This is a genomic window from Candidatus Viridilinea mediisalina, from assembly GCF_002532535.1.
In the GTDB taxonomy this organism is placed as follows: domain Bacteria; phylum Chloroflexota; class Chloroflexia; order Chloroflexales; family Chloroflexaceae; genus Viridilinea; species Viridilinea mediisalina.
In genome coordinates this window covers 1-18508 of record NZ_NQWI01000026.1, presented here as the reverse complement: position 1 = coordinate 18508, position 18508 = coordinate 1, and the positions used below count along the sequence as shown (strand labels likewise).

The 18508-nt window shown below is 58.1% G+C and carries 17 protein-coding genes; 12 read left to right on the top strand and 5 right to left on the bottom strand.

Annotation, left to right across the window (positions count from 1 at the left end; translation table 11 throughout):
• Positions 1-86 precede the first annotated feature (86 nt).
• The 6 genes from CJ255_RS07935 (at position 87) to CJ255_RS07910 (ending at position 6293) form a co-directional block, all read left to right on the top strand.
• Entirely contained in the window at positions 87-1283 is a 1197-nt protein-coding gene (locus tag CJ255_RS07935; protein WP_097643550.1) for an aminotransferase-like domain-containing protein, read from the top strand.
• Positions 1284-1434: 151 nt separating this feature from the next.
• Positions 1435-2031 (top strand): YIP1 family protein, encoded by a 597-nt coding sequence (locus CJ255_RS07930; RefSeq protein WP_097643549.1) that lies wholly within the window; start codon positions 1435-1437, stop codon positions 2029-2031.
• Between the two features lie 188 nt (positions 2032-2219).
• Positions 2220-3386 carry a radical SAM protein gene (locus CJ255_RS07925; RefSeq protein WP_097643548.1) on the top strand — a complete coding sequence of 389 codons (1167 nt, stop codon included), beginning with the start codon at positions 2220-2222 and terminating at the stop codon, positions 3384-3386.
• Positions 3387-3504: 118 nt separating this feature from the next.
• Positions 3505-4809, top strand: coding sequence for a histidine--tRNA ligase (hisS, locus tag CJ255_RS07920; RefSeq protein WP_097643547.1), 1305 nt, complete (start codon positions 3505-3507; stop codon positions 4807-4809).
• Positions 4810-4823: 14 nt separating this feature from the next.
• Positions 4824-5663, top strand: coding sequence for an NAD(+)/NADH kinase (locus CJ255_RS07915; RefSeq protein ID WP_097643546.1), 840 nt, complete (start codon positions 4824-4826; stop codon positions 5661-5663).
• Between the two features lie 18 nt (positions 5664-5681).
• On the top strand, positions 5682-6293 hold the full coding sequence (locus CJ255_RS07910; RefSeq protein WP_097643545.1) for an SRPBCC family protein: 612 nt from the start codon (positions 5682-5684) through the stop codon (positions 6291-6293).
• 81 nt (positions 6294-6374) lie between these two features.
• On the opposite strand, the gene CJ255_RS07905 is transcribed toward CJ255_RS07910, so the two are convergent.
• Positions 6375-6587: an anaerobic carbon-monoxide dehydrogenase catalytic subunit gene (locus CJ255_RS07905; RefSeq protein WP_281257196.1), complete on the bottom strand. Its 213-nt coding sequence runs from the start codon at positions 6585-6587 to the stop codon at positions 6375-6377.
• A gap of 20 nt (positions 6588-6607) precedes the next feature.
• The gene (locus CJ255_RS07900; RefSeq protein ID WP_097643544.1) at positions 6608-7156 is read right to left on the bottom strand and encodes a Crp/Fnr family transcriptional regulator; all 549 of its coding nucleotides are present in this window, start codon (positions 7154-7156) and stop codon (positions 6608-6610) included.
• 259 nt (positions 7157-7415) lie between these two features.
• Here CJ255_RS07900 and tyrS point away from each other — a divergent pair, with 259 nt between their 5' ends.
• The 3 genes from tyrS to CJ255_RS07885 all read left to right on the top strand — a co-directional run bounded on the left by tyrS (position 7416) and on the right by CJ255_RS07885 (position 11517).
• Positions 7416-8591, top strand: coding sequence for a tyrosine--tRNA ligase (gene tyrS / locus CJ255_RS07895; protein WP_097643543.1), 1176 nt, complete (start codon positions 7416-7418; stop codon positions 8589-8591).
• Between the two features lie 282 nt (positions 8592-8873).
• Entirely contained in the window at positions 8874-10070 is a 1197-nt protein-coding gene (locus tag CJ255_RS07890) for a 30S ribosomal protein S1 (protein ID WP_097643542.1), read from the top strand.
• Positions 10071-10530: 460 nt separating this feature from the next.
• The gene (locus CJ255_RS07885; protein WP_097643541.1) at positions 10531-11517 is read left to right on the top strand and encodes an ornithine cyclodeaminase family protein; all 987 of its coding nucleotides are present in this window, start codon (positions 10531-10533) and stop codon (positions 11515-11517) included.
• A gap of 285 nt (positions 11518-11802) precedes the next feature.
• On the opposite strand, the gene CJ255_RS07880 is transcribed toward CJ255_RS07885, so the two are convergent.
• Positions 11803-12450 carry a CBS and ACT domain-containing protein gene (locus CJ255_RS07880; protein ID WP_097643540.1) on the bottom strand — a complete coding sequence of 216 codons (648 nt, stop codon included), beginning with the start codon at positions 12448-12450 and terminating at the stop codon, positions 11803-11805.
• 111 nt (positions 12451-12561) lie between these two features.
• On the opposite strand from CJ255_RS07880, the gene CJ255_RS07875 reads away from it, so the two are divergent.
• On the top strand, positions 12562-13473 hold the full coding sequence (locus CJ255_RS07875; RefSeq protein WP_097643539.1) for a cation diffusion facilitator family transporter: 912 nt from the start codon (positions 12562-12564) through the stop codon (positions 13471-13473).
• A gap of 112 nt (positions 13474-13585) precedes the next feature.
• On the opposite strand, the gene CJ255_RS07870 is transcribed toward CJ255_RS07875, so the two are convergent.
• Together CJ255_RS07870 and CJ255_RS07865 are read right to left on the bottom strand one after the other, a co-directional pair.
• Positions 13586-14797, bottom strand: a complete 1212-nt coding sequence (locus tag CJ255_RS07870) for a radical SAM protein (protein WP_097643538.1) — start codon at positions 14795-14797, stop codon at positions 13586-13588.
• Between the two features lie 75 nt (positions 14798-14872).
• Positions 14873-16063, bottom strand: a complete 1191-nt coding sequence (locus CJ255_RS07865; RefSeq protein WP_097643537.1) for a lycopene cyclase family protein — start codon at positions 16061-16063, stop codon at positions 14873-14875.
• Positions 16064-16126: 63 nt separating this feature from the next.
• Here CJ255_RS07865 and CJ255_RS07860 point away from each other — a divergent pair, with 63 nt between their 5' ends.
• Both CJ255_RS07860 and CJ255_RS22600 read left to right on the top strand, forming a co-directional pair.
• The gene (locus CJ255_RS07860; RefSeq protein ID WP_217352425.1) at positions 16127-18187 is read left to right on the top strand and encodes a DUF4838 domain-containing protein; all 2061 of its coding nucleotides are present in this window, start codon (positions 16127-16129) and stop codon (positions 18185-18187) included.
• Positions 18188-18229: 42 nt separating this feature from the next.
• Positions 18230-18508, top strand: a 279-nt coding sequence (locus CJ255_RS22600; protein ID WP_133117001.1) for a hypothetical protein, incomplete at its 3' end; no start/stop codon positions are given.

Sequence of the window (18508 nt, the reverse complement as noted above, 5' to 3'; positions counted from 1 at the left end):
CACTCTCTACGTTATTCACGAGCTTAATTCAAGGGCTACGTCAACGTCGTTGGGGCTACGCCCCGCACCCCCACCGGAGGTGGTCTATGCAACTCTCAGAGCTCTTCACGCCCCAGGCGCGCGAGTTGGCCCCACCGATCTGGGCTGCACCGCCAGTAGCCGGGGCGATTCCCCTGATTTCGTTGGCCTATGGCCTCGCCGATCCGCTCATGTTGCCTGGCGAGGAGTTGATCGAGGCGGCAGCCCAGCTTACCTCAAACAAGATTGGCGAGGTTCTCAACTATGCCCCTGATGCGCGCAGTCTCAAGATGCTCATTGCCGAGCGCTTGCGCCATGAGGGGGTGGCCGCAGAGCCACGCCAAATTCTGGTTGCCTATGGCTCATCACAGATTCTCGGCATTCTGCCCCATGTCTTGATCAACCCCGGCGATACCGTGCTGGTTGAGGCGCCTACCTTTATGGGCGCAGTACGCATGTTTGCGCGGGGCGGTGCCCGGCTTGTTGGTGTGCCGGTGGATAGTGCGGGGCTTGATGTTGATGCCCTTGAAGCCACACTACGGGAATTGCGCGCCGCTGGTGTGCGCCCCCGCTTCCTCTACAGTATCCCCACCTTCCAAAATCCTGCGGGGGTCACCCTCAGTCTCGCCCGTCGTCAGCGCATCGTGCAACTCGCCGCCGAGTACGGTCTGCTCATTGTGGAAGATGATGCCTACGTTGATCTGCGCTTCCGTGGCGAGCCCTTGCCGCCCATGGCGGCTCTGGACACTGAGGGTTGGGTGTTACGCATTGGCACCTTCTCCAAAATCCTCGCCCCGGGCCTGCGCGTTGGGTGGGCCCACGGCCCCAAAGCCCTGATTGATCGCCTCTTCATGTTCAAACCCGAAGGCAGCAGTGGCCCCTTTGTTACCCACCTGGTGGCCGAGTTTAGTGCCGATGGTCGGCTAGAGGCGCACATCGCAGTCCTACGTCAACACTATGCTGCCAAATGTGAGCGCATGGCCAACGCCTTACGCCGCGAGTTGCCCGAAGCGAGCTTCGTTATGCCCGAGGGCGGCTTCTTCATCTGGCTGCGCCTGCCCTCTGGGGTTAACGCGACTGAACTAGAGCCCCTTGCCATCCAACATGGCGTAGAGATTCTACCCGGCAGCCGCTGCTTCAGCGACGGCAGTGGTGACGACCACATCCGCCTCGCCTTTAGCGAAACGCCAGCCGAACAGCTTGATGAGGCTATTCGGCGCTTGGCGGGTGCGATCCGAGAGGTTGGCTCATACCTTGACTCATAGGCGTACAATAGAAGTATGCGACAACGTATAGGCTAAGGATCTGTCTGAAAAGCTCGTGGGTACGTGTTGGAGTGCCGGCTTTAGCCGGCTAAAGCCGGCACTCCAACGCCAGTTCATAGACTTTTCAGACAGCCTCTAAGGAGCAAACGCTATGTTTCAGGAAATGATGAACGGCAGCCGTGCTGTCTTGACCAACCCATCCGTCCAGACCTTTGAAGAACATGAGCGCGACAATTTGCAGTGGGCTTTGATCTACTCGATTTGTGCTGGGGTAATTAATGCCATCATTACAGCCATCGGTAATGTCATATTCCCATCAGAACCGTTGCCGCCTGAGCTGCGTGAATTGGGCGTGGCTGATCCTGGTGCTGCAAATGTCTTTATGACTATTTTCTTTATGATGATCTTCACGGTGATATTCTTGCTCATGTACTGGGGTATCGCCTATGGTTTAGGCAAAGCCTTTGGCGGAACTGGCGCGTTTGGTGAGTTGGCCTATAACATGGCGCTCTTTAGTGCGCCCCTTTCGGTTATTAGTAACCTCGTGGGGCTCATTCCGCTACTTGGTTGGTTGATGGTCTTATTGCTTTTGGGCTATAACCTCTACTTAACCTATCTCGCTATTCAGGCCGGGATGAATCTGCCGGGCAATAAGGCGCTCTATGTGATCATGATTCTCTTTGTGATTGTCTTTGTGCTTGCGGTTTGTTTCGGCTTCTTCTTGGCAGCAGCCCTTATTGGGCTCTAGCATGGAGCGTGGGGGGAAGCGAAGCCTCACCAAAAAAACTCTTTTTCTTGCCATTTGGCGGCGAAGCCGCCAAATGGCAAGAAAAAGAGGGTTTGGGGCGCAGCCCCAAAGCGGGTTGTAGGGCGGTAGCCCTACACGCCATAACAACAGATGTTAGGGCTATATCAAAGTGGTATAATGGCGGCGTTATGCCACAACCTGTCCTCTACAACCTGAGCTTGGCTGAGTTGGAAGAGCTTATGCGCGCTTGGGGGCAACAGCCCTTTCGGGCGAAACAGCTCTACCGCCAACTCTACCTGAATCTCACAAACGATCCGGCGGCTATGAGCGATCTGCCATTGCCGTTGCGTGTGCGCCTGCACCATGAGGCCCAATTAGATCCACTGGAGCTTGTGCAAAGCCAACAGGCCGATGATGGCTTGACTCGCAAGGCGCTCTTTCGTGTGTCCAATGGCGCACTGATCGAAAGCGTTCTTATGATCTACGCCGATCGGGTGACGGTCTGTGTGAGTACGCAGGCTGGCTGTGCGATGGGCTGCGATTTTTGTGCCACAGGGCGCATGGGTCTGTTACGCAACCTCTCTTGCGGTGAGATCGTGGCCCAAGTCCTGTGGGCTTGCCGTGAATTGCGGGCGTGGCAGGTTAAGCTTGCGGCTACGCCTCACACCCCCATCATGTCAACAGGAGAAGCTGATACCCAATGGTGGGGGAGTGAGTCTGGCGCTTTTAGTGAGCGGGTGACCCACCAAGTGAACCGGGTGACCAATGTGGTCTTTATGGGTATGGGTGAACCCTTTGCGAACTATGAGCGCTGGTGGGCTGCGGTGGAGCGCTTGCACGATCCGAATGGATTCAATCTGGGGGCGCGTAACATGACCGTCTCGACGGTTGGTGTGGTGCCGGGCATTCTGCGCTTGGCTGAAGCGCCTCTGCCGATCAATCTGGCTATTTCGCTCCATGCCCCCGATGATCAGTTGCGGAGTACGATGATGCCGATCAATCGGCGCTACCCCTTGGCCGAGTTGCTCGCTGCGACCCGTGAGTATACTGAGCGCAGTGGGCGGCGTGTGAGCTTTGAGTATGTGCTGCTCCACGGGCGCAATGATCATCCCTATCAGGCTATGGCGCTCGCTAAGTTGCTGCGTGGCCAAAGCATCAGTAAAGGGCCGCCACTGCTCTGCCATGTCAATCTGATCCCTTGGAATCCGGTGCCTGGTGTTCCCCTCAGCCGCTCGGAGCGTAGCCGTGTGCATGAGTTTCAACAGATCCTGCGTGACTATGGTGTCGCCTGTACGATCCGCATTGAGCGTGGTGCCTCCATTGCGGCGGCATGTGGGCAACTTGCTGGTCATTAGAAGCAGAAATAGGCAATAGCGCAAAAGTAACGCTGTGAATACGCCATCCTGGGTGTGCGGGCCAAAGGCCCGCGCACCCAGACAGCGCTCCTTTTGCGCTATTGCAGAAATAGTATTTATGGCAACCATTCAAAACATCAAAGGTATGCGCGATCATCTGCCCCAGGCGATGTTGCTGCGCCAGCATATTGTAGCGACGCTCCAGCAGGTGTGTGAACGCTACGGCTTTGATCCGCTTCAGTCGCCTGTGGTGGAGTATGCCGAGGTGCTTGAAGGGAAGCTCGGTGATGATGAGAAGCTGATCTATCGCTTTGAGGATCACGGCGGGCGACAGTTGGCGCTGCGTTACGACCAGACGGTGCCGCTGGCCCGGGTGGTGGCGCAGTATGCGGGCCAGTTGGTGCTGCCCTGGCGGCGCTACGCCTATGGTCCCAGCTATCGCGGCGAACGCCCGGCCCGTGGGCGCTACCGTGAGTTCTATCAGTTTGATGCCGATATTGTTGGCAGCTCTTCGCCTCTAGCCGATGCCGAAATTGTCGCCCTGCTCTGTGAAGCGCTGAGCGCCCTTGGCTTCCCTGATTTCGTTACTATGCTCAATCACCGCCAGTTGATTGGTGGGATCGCTCGCACAAGCGGCCTTGATGAAGCTGCCGCTGGTGGTGTCTATCGGGCCATTGACAAATTCGACAAGCTTGGTGCCGCTGGGGTGCAAGAAGAACTGCTGCGCTCCGGGGTGGCACCGCGTGCAGCAGAGCAGATTCTGGCTTTGGTGCAGATTGAGGGCGACGCCCCAGCGGTGCTTGAGGAACTCGCTGCCCGCCTCGCCAATGATGAGCGGGCGGTTGCTGCCGTGGCCAACCTACGGGCGATCAGCGAGGCTCTCGTGGGCCTTGGCATCCCCGCTGAACGTTACACCGTCGCGCCCCGCCTAGCGCGCGGCTTGGCCTACTATACCGGCTTGGTCTTTGAGGCGATCACCCCTCATTGGCCGGAAGGCTCGCTCCTTGGTGGCGGACGCTACGATGAATTGATCGGCCAGTTTGCAAAACGTTCTATTCCGACCGTAGGCTTGGCCTTTGGCATTGATCGCTTGCATGATGTGATGGAGCAGTTGGGGCTTGGCCCGCAAGCGACGGGCACGGCTGTTGCCTTTGTGACCATCTTTGGCCCGGAGCAGACCCAAGCGAGTATGGCCCTGGCCCGCGAACTCCGGGCTGCCGGAATCAACACCTTGCTCTGTTTAGAACCAACGACAGCATTGGGCAAACAGTTCAAAGAGGCCGATCGCAAAGGCGCACGTTTTGCCCTCGTCCTCGGCCCCGATGAGTTGGCCCGTGACACCGTAGTCCTGAAAGATCTCCGCACTGGTGTGCAGGAACATGTGGAACGGAGTAGCGTGTCGGCGAAAGTGCGATCATCGTAATGGGAGCATGCTCCATGATTAGACGTGTGGCGGTCATCTACAATCCCTACTCCGAGGGATCAGTTGAGTGTTCCTCGAATGTGGCTGCTTGGCTACGCGGCCATGGAATTATGACGTGGCGGGGGGTTTCGCAGGAGGCGCGTGATAATCCGAGTGCGGTCAATGATGCTGATCTGATGGTAGCGATGGGGGGGGATGGCACGATTCTGCGGGCTGCCCGCCTTTGCTTTCCGCTTGATCTGCCGTTGCTTGCCGTAGCACTGGGCCACCTGAGCTTTATGGCTGAAGTGCAGCCCTCTGAGGTCTTTGAGGCGCTTGAACGTCTGATGCAAGGGGGGGGGTGGTACGACGAGCGTACCCTGATTCGGGCAATGCTCTACCGTGATGGCCAAATTAGTGCCGATTTTACGGCACTCAATGAGGTTGTCCTTTCACGCAGTGATATTAGTCGCGTGATCAAGGCGTATGTGACGATTGATGCGTCGCCGCTTACTACCTACCACTCCGATGGGGTTTTGGTTGCGACTGCTACAGGTTCAACTGCGTATGCGCTTGCGGCGGGTGGGCCAATTGTTGACCCCCGTTCCCACGCATTGGTGCTGGTGGGCATTGCTCCGCATCTGACGCGGGTGCCTTCGATGGTACTGCACCAGGATGCGGTGGTTACGATTCGCGTTGACAGTCGCCACCATGCCATTCTGGCCGTTGATGGCCGCGAGAACCTCCCGCTTCACTATGGCGATGAGGTGGTGGTGCGCCGGAGTCCCCGTGTCTGTACCTTTGTGCGTCTGCGTCCGAGCAGCCAATTTTATACCCAATTGGTAGATCGGTTGCGCCGTGAACATGAGGATTAGCTAAGGAATCTAACAACCATGTTTTGCTACCTTGGTGCTTCGGTGAGTGGGGTGATTGCCGCTCCGATAGAGTCGGTCTGGGGCGTGGTGAGCGATCCGACACGCCATCCCCAGTTGGCTGGTAGTGGTCAGGTGCGCTCAGTTGAGGTGCTTGGTGATGAGCCACTGAAGGTCGGAAGCATCTTTGTGGCCCAGCAGGAGATCCGTGGTATTCACTATGTCAGCACGAACCGCATGGTGATCTGGGAGCCACCCTTCCGCGTTGCATGGCGTGTTGGGACGCCCTTTGCGCCACGGGGGGCTCAAATTTGGATGTTTAGTATGCTGCCCGATCGTGAAGGTACGCGTGTGGAGAATGGGGTGGTGTTGCCCTATGTGCTACCTAGTTTCTTTCCCTTCCGCCTCGCTCATGATGAGTTTGGCCGCCGTGAGCATAGTGCAATCGAGCCAACGCTTGATAATCTCGCCCGTATGCTTGGCGTCTTACCACCGAGCAATCTGATCAAGAACGAACGGGCACCCGCACCGCTCACTGCGCTCTTGCCTTCGCCCCTGCGTCAGGGTGCCCTCTGGGCGGGCGGGGGCGCCGCCCTGCTCTGGCTGCTCACGCGCCGGGGGCGTTGCTGTTAGTTTGGGGCTACGCCTCAGGCTCTCTTTGTTTGGTGCTGTTTGGCGGCTTTGGCCCTAAACAGCACCAAGCAAGTCCTCGCCCTACACGCCCATCAGCATAGCCTCGACATCCTCCTCTGCCGTCCCAATCCCCTTGATGGCAAAGGTTTCGACCAAGAAGTTGGCGATGTTGGGCGAGAGGAAGGCGGGTAGCGTTGGCCCTAAACGGATGCCCTTGACCCCCAGATGCAGGAGTGAGAGCAGCACGAGTACCGCTTTCTGTTCGTACCAAGCAATATCGTAGGAGATGGGCAGGTCGTTGATGTGTTCGGCCCCTACAAATCCTGGCGTGCCAAGGGCATCCCAATGGTAATCCCATCAACTTCGGGGCGGCCCACTTGCGCTACGAGGCGCAAGACCGCCCGCGCCAAACGGCGCTCTACCCGCTCGGTGGTCAATTCGCGGTAGCGATCTTGCAACTCCACAAAGCGTGCCGAAACCATCCTGAGGGCGCGTAGCGCCAAGATGGGGTGGGCTTCTAGTAAATCACGCAACGCCGCCTGATCCCAAGTCAACGCCACACTATCCTGCAACGCCTGGAGATCAAGGGGGTAGCGTGAGCCAGCAATAGCCGCAATGATGCCAACCTCATGCACAGGGCGCAAGAGGCCCATAATAATCTGACGCCCCTCAGGGGTAATCTGACTAAGGCGCGCATTGCCCTCGATCAGCACATAGAAATGGCTGGCCAGATCGCCCTGATGAAAGAAGAACTCACCACCCAAAACCCGGCGGATGCGCGTTGCTGCCGCTGCTGTCTGCAGGATTGGATCGGGCAACTCGGCAAAATAGGCGCATTGGCGTAACAATTGGTGATTGATCATGGTGATCCTTCTTCGATTAACGTAGCCCTAGGGTTGACTAGGATTACATCAATGTTGTTGGGGCTACGCCCCAAACCTGCTTTTTTCTGTCGTGTTGGCGGCTTCGCCGCCAACACGACAGAAAAAAAATTCTTCGGGGGAGGCGCAGCCTCGCCCAAACCCCCACCGGAGGTGACGTTAATATACCCTATGGTTGACGCTCATCTAGGGCTCATGCTACTATAGCTACGCCCATGCGACCATAATTAAGGATGCCGTTATGACCACGATAGATGAACTGTTAACCCGTGGCGTTGCTGAAGTGATTATTGAGCGTGAACTGCGCGAGCGCTTGGCGGCGGGTAAGCCGTTGCGCCTGAAGCAGGGCTTTGATCCGACCAAGCCCGATATGCATATTGGCCACGCTGTTGGTTTACGTAAGCTACGTATGTTTCAGGAGTTGGGCCACCAGGTTGTGTTGATTGTGGGTGATTGGACGGCCCAGATTGGCGATCCTTCGGGCCGCGATGAGACGCGCACCCGCTTGACTGCCGCTGAGGTACGCAGCAATGCGGAGACCTACATGGAGCAGTTCTTTCGTGTGATTGATCGCTCGCGAACTGAGGTGCGTTGGCAGAGTGAGTGGTTTGGCACCTTTGGCCTTGAACAGGCGCTCGATCTTGCTGGTCGCTTTACCCTGGCGCAGATGTTGGCCCACGAGACCTTTCGGAAACGCTATGAGGCTGGGGCGGGCTTGACCATCCTTGAACTGATGTACCCCATGCTGCAAGGCTACGATTCGGTGGCGATGCAGGCCGATGTGGAGTTTGGAGGCACCGACCAGAAGTTCAATATTTTGGCCGGGCGTGAACTGATGGCGCAGCTTGGCATGACGCCCCAACAGGTCTTGTTGCTTCCGCTCATTCCTGGTACCGATGGGCGCAAGATGAGCAAAACTTTCCTCAATACGGTGGATATTGGTATGGCACCAAATGAGATGTTTGGGCGCATGATGTCAATGTCCGACGCGGTGTTGCCACTCTACTTTGAGGTCTTGAGTGAGCGGCCTATGGTCGAGGTGCATGAAATCCGCCAAAGCCTCGCGACGGGTACGGTTAATCCGCGTGACCTGAAGATGGGCCTAGCGTGTGAAGTGGTCGCTCAGTTCCATTCGCCCGCCGATGGTGAGGCCGCCGAAGCGGCGTTTGTGCGCCAGTTTGTGCAGCGCGAACTGCCTACAGACATCCCTGAATATCGGCTCGAAAGCCCAACGCCGCTCCTCGATCTGATGGTTGCAACCCAGCTTGCTCCCTCCAAAGCGGAAGCGCGGCGCCTCATTGATGGCGGGGGCGTCCGCATTGCCGGTGAGCGCATCACTGACTATGCGGTCGTTCTGCAACCCGGTGCCGGGGTGGTAGTGCAGGTGGGAAGGCGCAAGTTCGTGCGCGTCGTGTAGCTCAGCGGGGTAGGGCGGCGAAGTCGCCCCCAAACTATATTTACGCTTTCGTGTTGGCGGCGAAGCCGCCAACACGAAAGCGTAAATATAGTTTGACAAGCCCTATTAGCTGCATTATAATTGCACCCATTGTAAACATAGTTGTAAAGCCCGCTGCGGTTCGATCCTCCAAGCTCGATAACGAGATAGAGCAAGCGCACCTGCCTGCGGGAAGGTGGCTTTTTTTTTGCTCACGCATTTGGTTTTATAGCTATGCAAAATCTTTTTAGGAGGCTTTGAAGCATGTCGGTGCAATCGGATCAGATGACCCTGGAGGTGCAGGAAGACCTCGATTGGATCGCGTTACTCGACGAGTATGACTACGCCCGCCCCCAGCGCGGTGAATTGCGCGAGGGTATGGTTATGCAGATCGAAGATAACGGGGTGCTCGTCTCGATCGGAACCAAGCGTGAAGGGGTCATCCCAGCACAGGATCTGCGGCAGATGGGCGATGAATTCCTGAGCACGTTGACGGTCGGTGAGACAATTCAGGTCTATGTCCAGGAGCCAGAGAATCGCGATGGCGATCTGATCCTCTCGCTCACGATGGTGCAGGTGGCGAAAGACTGGGAGTATGCCGAGCAGTTGTTTAAGGATGGGGGCATTACCCGCTGTAAGGTGATTGGCTTTAATAAGGGTGGCCTGCTCGTCCAGTTTAATCGCATTCGTGGCTTTGTTCCCGCTTCGCAGGTGGCGCAACTCCATGGTCGTACCGCTGCAGAGGAGCGCCAGCAGGCGCTGCAGAAGATGGTCAACCAGGAGATTCCGCTTAAGGTGATTGAGGTTGACCGTGAGCGCAATCGCCTTGTCCTCAGCGAGCGCAGTGCAACCCAAGAGTGGCGTAAGGCTCAGAAGCAGCGCCTGCTGACTGAACTGCAGCCCGGTGATGTCCTCTCTGGTCGGGTCAACCAGCTTACCAACTTCGGGGCTTTCATTGACCTCGGTGGCGCCGATGGCCTCGCCCATATCTCGGAGTTGAGTTGGCAGCGCGTCAACCATCCCCGCGAAGTGTTGCAACCCGGCCAAGAGTTGAAGGTGGTGGTGGTTGAGATTGACCGCGACCGTGAGCGTATTGGTCTCTCGGTGCGCCAACTCCAGGCGAATCCTTGGGATAGCATTGATCAGCGCTATACTTTGGGCCAGTTGGTGAGTGGCCCGGTTACCAATGTGACTCCCTTTGGGGCTTTTGTGCAGGTCGAAGAGGCGGTTGAGGGCCTGATTCACGCCAGTGAGCTGGATGTTGATCCCCAGACCCAGCCCCGCGATGTGCTCCAGCCCGGTCAGTCGGTCACTGCCAAGGTGATTAGCCTCGACCGCCAGCGTCAGCGCATGGGCCTCTCGCTGCGCCGTATGGCTGAGAATGGTCAGATCGAAGACGAAGAGGCAGAAGGCGGTGAGCCGGTTGCCGTGGCTGAAGAGGCCGTGGTCGCTGAGGCGTAGTACCAAATTCGATAGCCGATAGCTACATTCGAGGGCCGGAGGTGTACATGTGCATCCTCCGGCTTTCGTTTTTGTGTTATGCTACAGGGGTATTTTTGCTTGTAGGGATGTGTAGCAAAGTAACCACCTAAGATACCACAGCTTGTTCTTGTTCCTTTGGGATGGTTTCAGTCCACTTTACCGTTTGCGCCATAGGTAGTGCCGACTTATGGTCTTCCAGAAATTAATCCGGTGTCGCGGCACGGACTAGACCTGATAGATATGCCAGATCTGCGAGGTCTGGTTAGCGGATTATTTACTGGAAGACCATTAGTCGGCTGAGGTCGCCGACAACCTCTGGATGCCGACTAAAGTCGGCACTACGACGGTAAAGCTACAAGCGCCTTTCTGAAACCTTCCCTTTGCGTTCTTTTGCGGCAGTAAACATATGTTCTATTCGCCCTTGAACTAGGAGACCAACATGCGCCTCCTCTCCGCCGAAGATGTTCGCCAAGCGGTACCGATGACTGCGGCTATTGATGCGGTTGAAGCAGCCTTTGTGAGTCTTGCCAGCAATCAGGCTGAGGTGCCGTTGCGTACCCATATTCCTGCACCTGAACATGAGGGCATGAGCCTCTTTATGCCTGCCCGCATCAATGATCCCGCTGTGTCTGCACTGGGGGTGAAGGTGGTCTCGATCTTCCCCCGCAACCTTGGGCGTGGTCTACCCACCATCAACGCCCTCGTCAATCTCTTTGATCCGCAGACGGGCCAAGCGCTTGCGGTACTCGATGGTACCTACCTGACCGCGCTGCGGACTGGGGCGGCCTCGGGGGTGGCTACTCGCCACCTGGCTCGCGCCGATGCTCGTGTGCTGGCGCTCTTTGGCGCTGGGGCTCAGGCCATGCCCCAGGCGCTTGCCGTGTGCGCGGTGCGCCCCATTGAACGCATCTGGCTGGTTAATCGCAGCCGCGAACGCGCCCAACTGCTCGCGGCGCGCATGCGTGGAGCTGGGCTCACCCTTGATCTGCGGCTGGCCACGAGCAGTGAACAAGCTCTGGCCGAAGCTGATGTCGTGTGTACCGCTACGTCCGCTTTGCACCCGCTCTTCAGTGACCCTATGCTCAAGCCGGGTACCCACATCAATGCGATTGGAGCCTACAAACCTACCATGGCCGAAGTGCCCCCCGCGAGCGTTGCGCGAGCGCGGGTCTTTGTGGATCAGACCGAGGCCGCTTGGGCTGAGGCGGGTGATCTGATTCAAGCCCGTGATGCAGGGCTGATCAGCAGCAACCATCTGGCTGGCGAAATTGGTGCGGTTGCAGCGGGATTCCTCGCCGGACGGATCAGCGCCGAAGAGATTACGCTCTTCAAATCGGTTGGTAGCGCCGCCCAAGATCTTGCCGTAGCTACCCTCGCTGTAGCGCGTGCTCATGCATTAGGCTTGGGTACAGAGGTCGCGTGGTGAAGAGGAACAGGGGAACAGGGGAACAGGGGAACAGGGGAACAGGGGAACAGGGGAACAGAGGTAGGGGGTAGGGTGTGAGGGCCATCCAGAATACCTCATACCAATTACCATTGAACAGTCCGCATGCCTAATAACATTCAAGCGCATTGAGACGCCATGTCCGGCTTTCAGCTATCAGCTATCGGCTATCGGCTTTGGTATCACCCCCTACCCCTCTGTGCCCTCTGCGCCTCTGTGGTAAAACCCTCTCTGCGCTCTCTTCAAAAACTCGCTATCTGAAAGCCCCTATGGGTGACTCTGCCGCACATCAATCACCCGCTCGACCAAGGGTGCGACATAGGCACGCACCTCGGTCGGAGTGAGCCCCGCGACCTTGAAGGTGACATGGCTGTGGCCTGGTGCGTCGCCTGCAAAGGTGCCCAAGGCGATGATGTTGCCACCAGCACTGGCCAAAGCGCCCGTTACTGCCGCCAATTGACCCGGTTCGTCGCGCATACGCACTTCGCAGCGCACCCCCGCATCACGCGCACCCATCAACTCGAGTAAAATCTTGAAGAGATCGGTCTCAGTGATCATACCGACCACGTCTTCGCCACGCAAAACCGGCAACCCGCCGATCCGTTGGTCGGCCATAATGCGGGCGGCTTCTTCAATCGGCATATCTTCGCTGATCGTCTGCACCTTGTGGCTCATGCAGGACGCAACGGTCAATTTGCTCAACAGGTAGTTCAGTTCCCAAACGCTCAAGGTGGTCGCCTGAGAAGGCGAGGCGTTCAGCAGATCCTTCATAGAGACAATGCCCACCAAGCGCCCATGGTTGACCACCGGGGCGCGGCGGATGTGTTCGGTTCGCATCAGATGCAAGGCATCATGGACAGAGGTTTCAGGGGTGACCGTGATCACCGGGTACTTCATACGTTCACCAACTAGCATGGCTCTACCTCCTTGTAGTCCAGCGTGTGGCCACAAGAGTTGTGGCACACTCGATACGTCTACTATAGCATAGAGGGTATACGGGAGCTGAGGGGTTTTGTTAACGTCATCATGCATACATCACGCGCTAGTCTTACCCGCTTTGCTTGGCTTGCCATTGTTGCGGCCATTGTTACCATTGGGCTCAAGTTTGGGGCCTACCTGATCACCGGATCGGTTGGGTTGCTCTCTGATGCCCTGGAATCATTGACCAACTTAGTGGCGGCTATTGTGGCGCTGATCGCGCTCACGATTGCCGCCCGTCCTCCCGACGAAGATCACGCCTATGGTCACGGCAAGGCGGAGTATTTCGCTAGTGGTGTGGAGGGCGGCCTGATTCTGTTGGCCGCAGTGAGTATCATCTATACCGCCGCTGATCGGCTCATCACGCCCCAACCGATTGAACAGGTGGGGCTCGGCTTGGTGATCGTGGTGGTGGCTTCGCTGATCAATTTGGTGGTGGCCCGGATTCTGCTGCAGGCCGGGCGGGAGTATCAGTCGGTGACGCTTGAGGCTGATGCCCAACACCTCTTTACCGATGTCTGGACTTCGGTGGGGGTGGTGGTGGGCGTTGCTGCCGTGGCGCTCACCGGCTGGGAGCGGCTCGATCCCATTATTGCGATGGTTGTGGCCGCAAATATCATCTGGTCGGGCGTGCGCCTCATCCGCAACTCGGCCTTGGGCCTGCTCGATACGGCTTTGCCCACCGCTGAACTGGCCCAAGTCGAAGCGATTTTAACCTCATTCCAGATGCGTGAGGGGGTGCAGTACCATGCCCTGCGCACGCGCCAAGCCGCCGCCCGGCGCTTCGTCTCGGTGCATATCCTGGTACCAGGGGCCTGGAGTGTCACCCGTGGTCATCAACTGCTCGAAGAGATTGAAGCCGAAGTGCGCTCGGCGCTACCCAACACAACCATGCTTACCCACCTAGAACCGTTGGAGGATCCGCGTTCGTTTGAGGATCAGCAACTTGATCGAGTTTGACTAAAAAATCTAAGAGGCTGTCTGAAAAGTCTATGAACTGACGTTGGAGTGCCGGCTTCAGCCGGCTAAAGCCGGCACTCCAACGCGTGCTTACTAGCTTTTCAGACAGCTTCTAATACAACCACTCCTCAATGTGGTAGAGCGCCACTCGTGCTTGGGCATTGCTGGCCGTGAGAGCACCAGAGCGCAGGGCGGCCAGTTGGGCTTGCATGGCTGCGGTGTCGAGGGGCTGCACGCCCTGCATTTGGCGGGCGTAGTCGCTGGTGGCGGGGGGGATAAGCGGCGAGATATAGACCAGATCGCCTTGGCTGAGGTTCATGGCTTGCAGGGTCGTGAGGGAGCTGCTGAGGTGGCGTTCAGCAAAGCCAACCCCGCCCACACCGGCCAGCAGAATCACGCCGACGTTGATCCCAGCCGCCTTGATGCGCTGCACTACCTCTACACACTCGGCGGGTGAACCGGGTTTGTTGAGCATGCGAAACACCTCTTCGTCGCCCGTTTCAAGCCCTAGGTAGATGCGTTGGATGCCATCCTGCTTGAGTTCAACGTAGTCGGCAACCTGCTTGATCTCGCCGCCAAAGATGTCGAGGAAGGCATAGATGCCCCGTGGCCCGCCAGTGGCTGTAGGCGGAAAGGCGGCATTGACCACGGCAAGGAGTTCGCGCAGCCGCGCTTGGGGCACAATCAGGGCGTTGGCATCGCCGAGGAAGATGGAGCGCCTGAGCGCAAGGCCGCGCCCCAGCAGCGCCTTCACCTGCACAATATGCTCCTGCAACGCCGCCGGGCTCTTGATGCGAAAGGCCCGATCACGGTAGAAGCTGCAAAAACTGCATTGATTCCAACTACACCCCTCAGTGGCTTGAATGACCACCGCTTGGTAGTGGTCGGGAGGCACAATACTGATCGGGCTATAGGTGGCAGCAAAGGCTTGGCACGCTTCTGCTCGCCGGGTACGATCCCAGGCCACGACACGTTCCAGCCATGCTCGTAGTGCCGGTGAGCGCCCATGCATAATAGCATTGGCAATGCGTGTCGCACGGGCGTGAACAGTCGCCGCTAATGCTTCAGCCTCAGCGGGATCGAGGATCCGACGCAGCTTGCCATCAGGATGGGTGGTCTTGAGCAGTACCGCACCAGAAAGCCCAAAGCGGTAGTTACGCCCATCGAGGAAACAGCTCAAGGGGCGGCCTTCACCGTCGAAGGCAAAGGTGGCCTGCAACTCTTGTGAGATCGTTAGGCTATGTGGTTGGACATTGAGATAGATGGTGCCAAGTTCAGATGTCCGTACCACAGAAGGGCCATAGTCTGTATCGAGATGCTTCATTGCAACTCTGAGGGTGGGGGGCACGCGAGGGTCGTGCCCCGACGAAGAATATTAGGATGACCGTGATGTTCTAGCCTACTCACGTTCCATGGCCGTCGCACCGCTGGTAGCGAGGTTGGCCCAGGTGCGGCGAGCGGCGAGATCAACGCTCGAGAAGAGAAACGTAGGCACATTGACCGTGAGCATCAGGGCTATATCTTCCCACAAAATGGTGTCTTCATCAAGGAAGCGGAACACGCGCTGGGGCGGGTTACGGCTGAAAAGCTGCTCGAAGAAGACATGGCCCTGTTCGCGGCCCGTATCGAGTACATACAAGAGGACCCCATCCATGAGCGCGTGGTAGTTGAGCGGCGGCTCATAGTAGAAAGGCTGGCCGGTGGTGGTCAGGCTGGCCGTGATGCGCGCCGATTGGCGCTGAATGCGTTGGAAGGTATAGCCAGTGGACGCCTTGGTCATGCCCCCCGCCGTACCAATGTTCATCACATGGGGGCTAGGGCGGCGGGTAAAGGGCATGTCGGTCATGGGGATGACCCCAAATTCGACATGCTTGATTGCATAGCTCTGCACCCCCAAATGGCGGCTAATATAGTCACGGAGCCCGCGATCATAGACCTCATGGGGAACAAGGTCGGGTGCGAAGAAGGTATACTCAACGAGGGCGGTGTGTTGATCGTATGGTAACACATAGACAAAACGCACATCGTGGCCCTGTTCGACCCGAAAGTCCATGAAGGTGGCGGTGTTGGGATCAAAGACGGGGGTTTCGGAAGTGATCACCCAACCCTTAAAGTGCTGGAACCAGTGGGCATAGGTGGGGCGCGGGGGCTCAGGCGTATAGATGCTGTTGAAGGCCCAACGACCGTGGTAGGCTTGACCGTTCACAAAGACCGCAACGCCATCAGGGCGATCTTCAATCCGCTCGACGCGTCCGTAGCAGCGTGTAATATTGGGTTGTTGGGCCACCCACGCTTCGGTAAAGCGGTAGAAATCGCCGCCCTCGATCATCTTGTAACGGTAGGGCTCAATCGTAAACTGTTTCGTGCGCGACTGCCCGTGTACAATGAGTTGATCCCAACTGCGAGCTACCACCGGATCAAACATGCCGGCCCCAACCTCCCAGAAACACCACGTCCGATCGTTGCGCCGCTTGGGCGCCTCGTCTACAAGCAGCACGCGGTGCTGCTTCAGGCTGGACTGCCCCAAATGGTAGACCAGACTGAGCCCGGCGGCACCCGCGCCGGTGATGATGTAATCGTATTGGCTCATTGCCCTCTCTCGCGTATTAGGCTCCTATGGCGACATGGCCAGAGGTGCGACGACTTACCCCCTATGCTACCCGATCAATGGCTTTCAGTCCAGAACACCGGGCGAGTTTTGCGCGACTGCGCTATAATAGACCCCGTGGAGCTTACCCTTTCTCCTTCATGGTGCATTGCACTCCAGAGTGACCATCCGGTAGCCCAGCGAGCTGCTGAGGAGCTTCGGGCTGGGTTGGTGCAACTCGGTGGGCCGGAGTTGGCCCTTGCTGCGGCGTCGGATGGCCCACAGTTGAACTTGAGCCATGGGTTGGCTGGTGATGGCTTTGTGCGTGCGCCGGCGGCCAATGGTTTGGCGCTGCGCGGCGATGGGCCACGGGGCTTGCTCTATGCGGTCTATGATCTGCTGGAGACGCTTGGGCTGCGTTGGCCCTCGCCTGGTGTGCTTGCAACCCCTACGCCGCTCCCGCAGCCGCTCTGGTTGCCCCCGAGTGCAATTAGTGACCATCCGGCTTTGCCGGTGCGCAGCCTGGTGTTGGGCCACGACCTCTTCTTAGCTGAGGCCGAGGCATGGATTGCATGGGCCGCTCGCAATCGGCTCAATACGATCTTTGTTCATACTACCATCCACGAGCCAGCCCTGGGTGCTTGTCGCTTGGCAACATGGCGTGCCCGCCGCGAGCAACTCTTGCCGCTGCTGCGTTCCTATGGGATGCGGATCGAGTTGGGCGGGCACCACTTGCGCGATCTGCTGCCCCGCCGCTTTTTTCGACGCAAACCGGAACTCTTTCGTTACGATGGCCAGCAGCGCAATCCCGACCACAATTTTTGTGTTAGCAACCCGCAGACCCACGCTATCTTGCGGCAGATGGCGACCGCGTTCTTCCAAGCCTACCCTGAAGCCGAAGTCTACCATGTGTGGCCCGATGACCTGCGTGGTCATGGGTGGTGTCAGTGTGCGGCGTGTGCCTCGTTGAGTCCCGCCGATCAGGTGCTCATGGCGACCAATACGCTCGCTGAGGCGCTGGTGGCGCTGCGCCCTACGGCCCAAGTGAGCTTTTTGGCCTACCACGATAGCGCCTATGGGCCCAAGGTGCAACCGCATCCCGCTGTGGTGTTGCTTGTTGCGCCGCGTTTACGCAGCTATGCCGTGGGGCTCGACGCACCCGCCAATGGGCCACTTGCCGAGCAATTGAGTGCGTGTGTGGCTGCCTTTGGTGGTGGTAATCCCAATTCACCCCAGGCCAAGTTGGGCAGCTTTGAATACTACCTCGATGGCATCCTCTTCAAATCGGCCCCGCCGCCACTGCCCGAGGTGATAGCCTCTGATCTGCGCTACTACCAGCAGGCTGGGCTGGGCAGCCTCCATGTCCTGCTCACTGGCGACCGGCCCTTCCTGCATGCCCCGCCCAACGCCTACCTCTTCGCCCGTCTCGCATGGGAACCGCAAGGCGATCCGCAGCAACTCTTGAACGACTATGCCAGCGCACGGGCACCCCACCACCCGCCCTCGCTGATCAGTGCCTATCGAGCCTTAAGCCAGGCTTGGCAGCCCGTCTTGAACCGCGAGCCAGTGCTCGAAGCACCGCCAGCGCCAGCGCACGGCCTGCGTGATCCAATCACCCATCCACCCACCGACCTGCTTGATTTACTCGACATAACTAGTCGTGATGCCGAACTGCGTCTCGAAGCGCTGCACAAGGCCACGCTTCAGCTTGAGCAGGGCTATGCAGCGTGGGAAGAGCTAGGTGCCCCCAACATTCCTGCCGCTTTTGCTGCTGAGTATGCGGAGTGGGAGGTAGGGGCAAAACTGCTCACCTACATCAGGTTGCGCCAGCAACTCTATGTGTTAGTGGGGCGTAACGCCAGTCGGAGTGCGCTGCGCGAAGCCCTGACGGAAGCTCAACGCGCCCTGGATGCGCTCTACGCCTGGGCCGATACTCACGTGCCGAAACGAGCCCAAGCGAACCACCGGCTGCTGCGTGCCGCCCTCCAGTTGCAACTCGACCAGATCGCCGATCAGCGTATTCATAACCCCTTTGCGCGTTTGGGTCTGCGCGCACGACGCGCTAAAGATCTCGTGAAACTCTTGCCCGGCATGGTGCCACTTGCGATTGTAGATTGCAGATTGTAGATTGTAGATTGTAGATTGCAGATTGCCGAACATGGCGTCCCAATGGGCGTTAGCGTTCTTGATCATGCCGAACAAACCAGCAGTATCCTGTTAGGGAAGCGGATGTTGTTGATTACCCCGTTGCTTTGTCACCCTGAGTACTCAATGGCCCGCGGGCCAGTGGCCTGTGAGAAACAGGGTGAGTGCGCCGCGCCCCTCCGCTGGCTGAGCTTGTCGAAGCCAGCGGAGGGGCGCGGCGGCGCGGGGCTTCGACAAGCTCAGCCACCGCGCCACCGCGCCACCGCGCCACCGCGCCACCGCGCCACCGCGCCACCGCGCCAC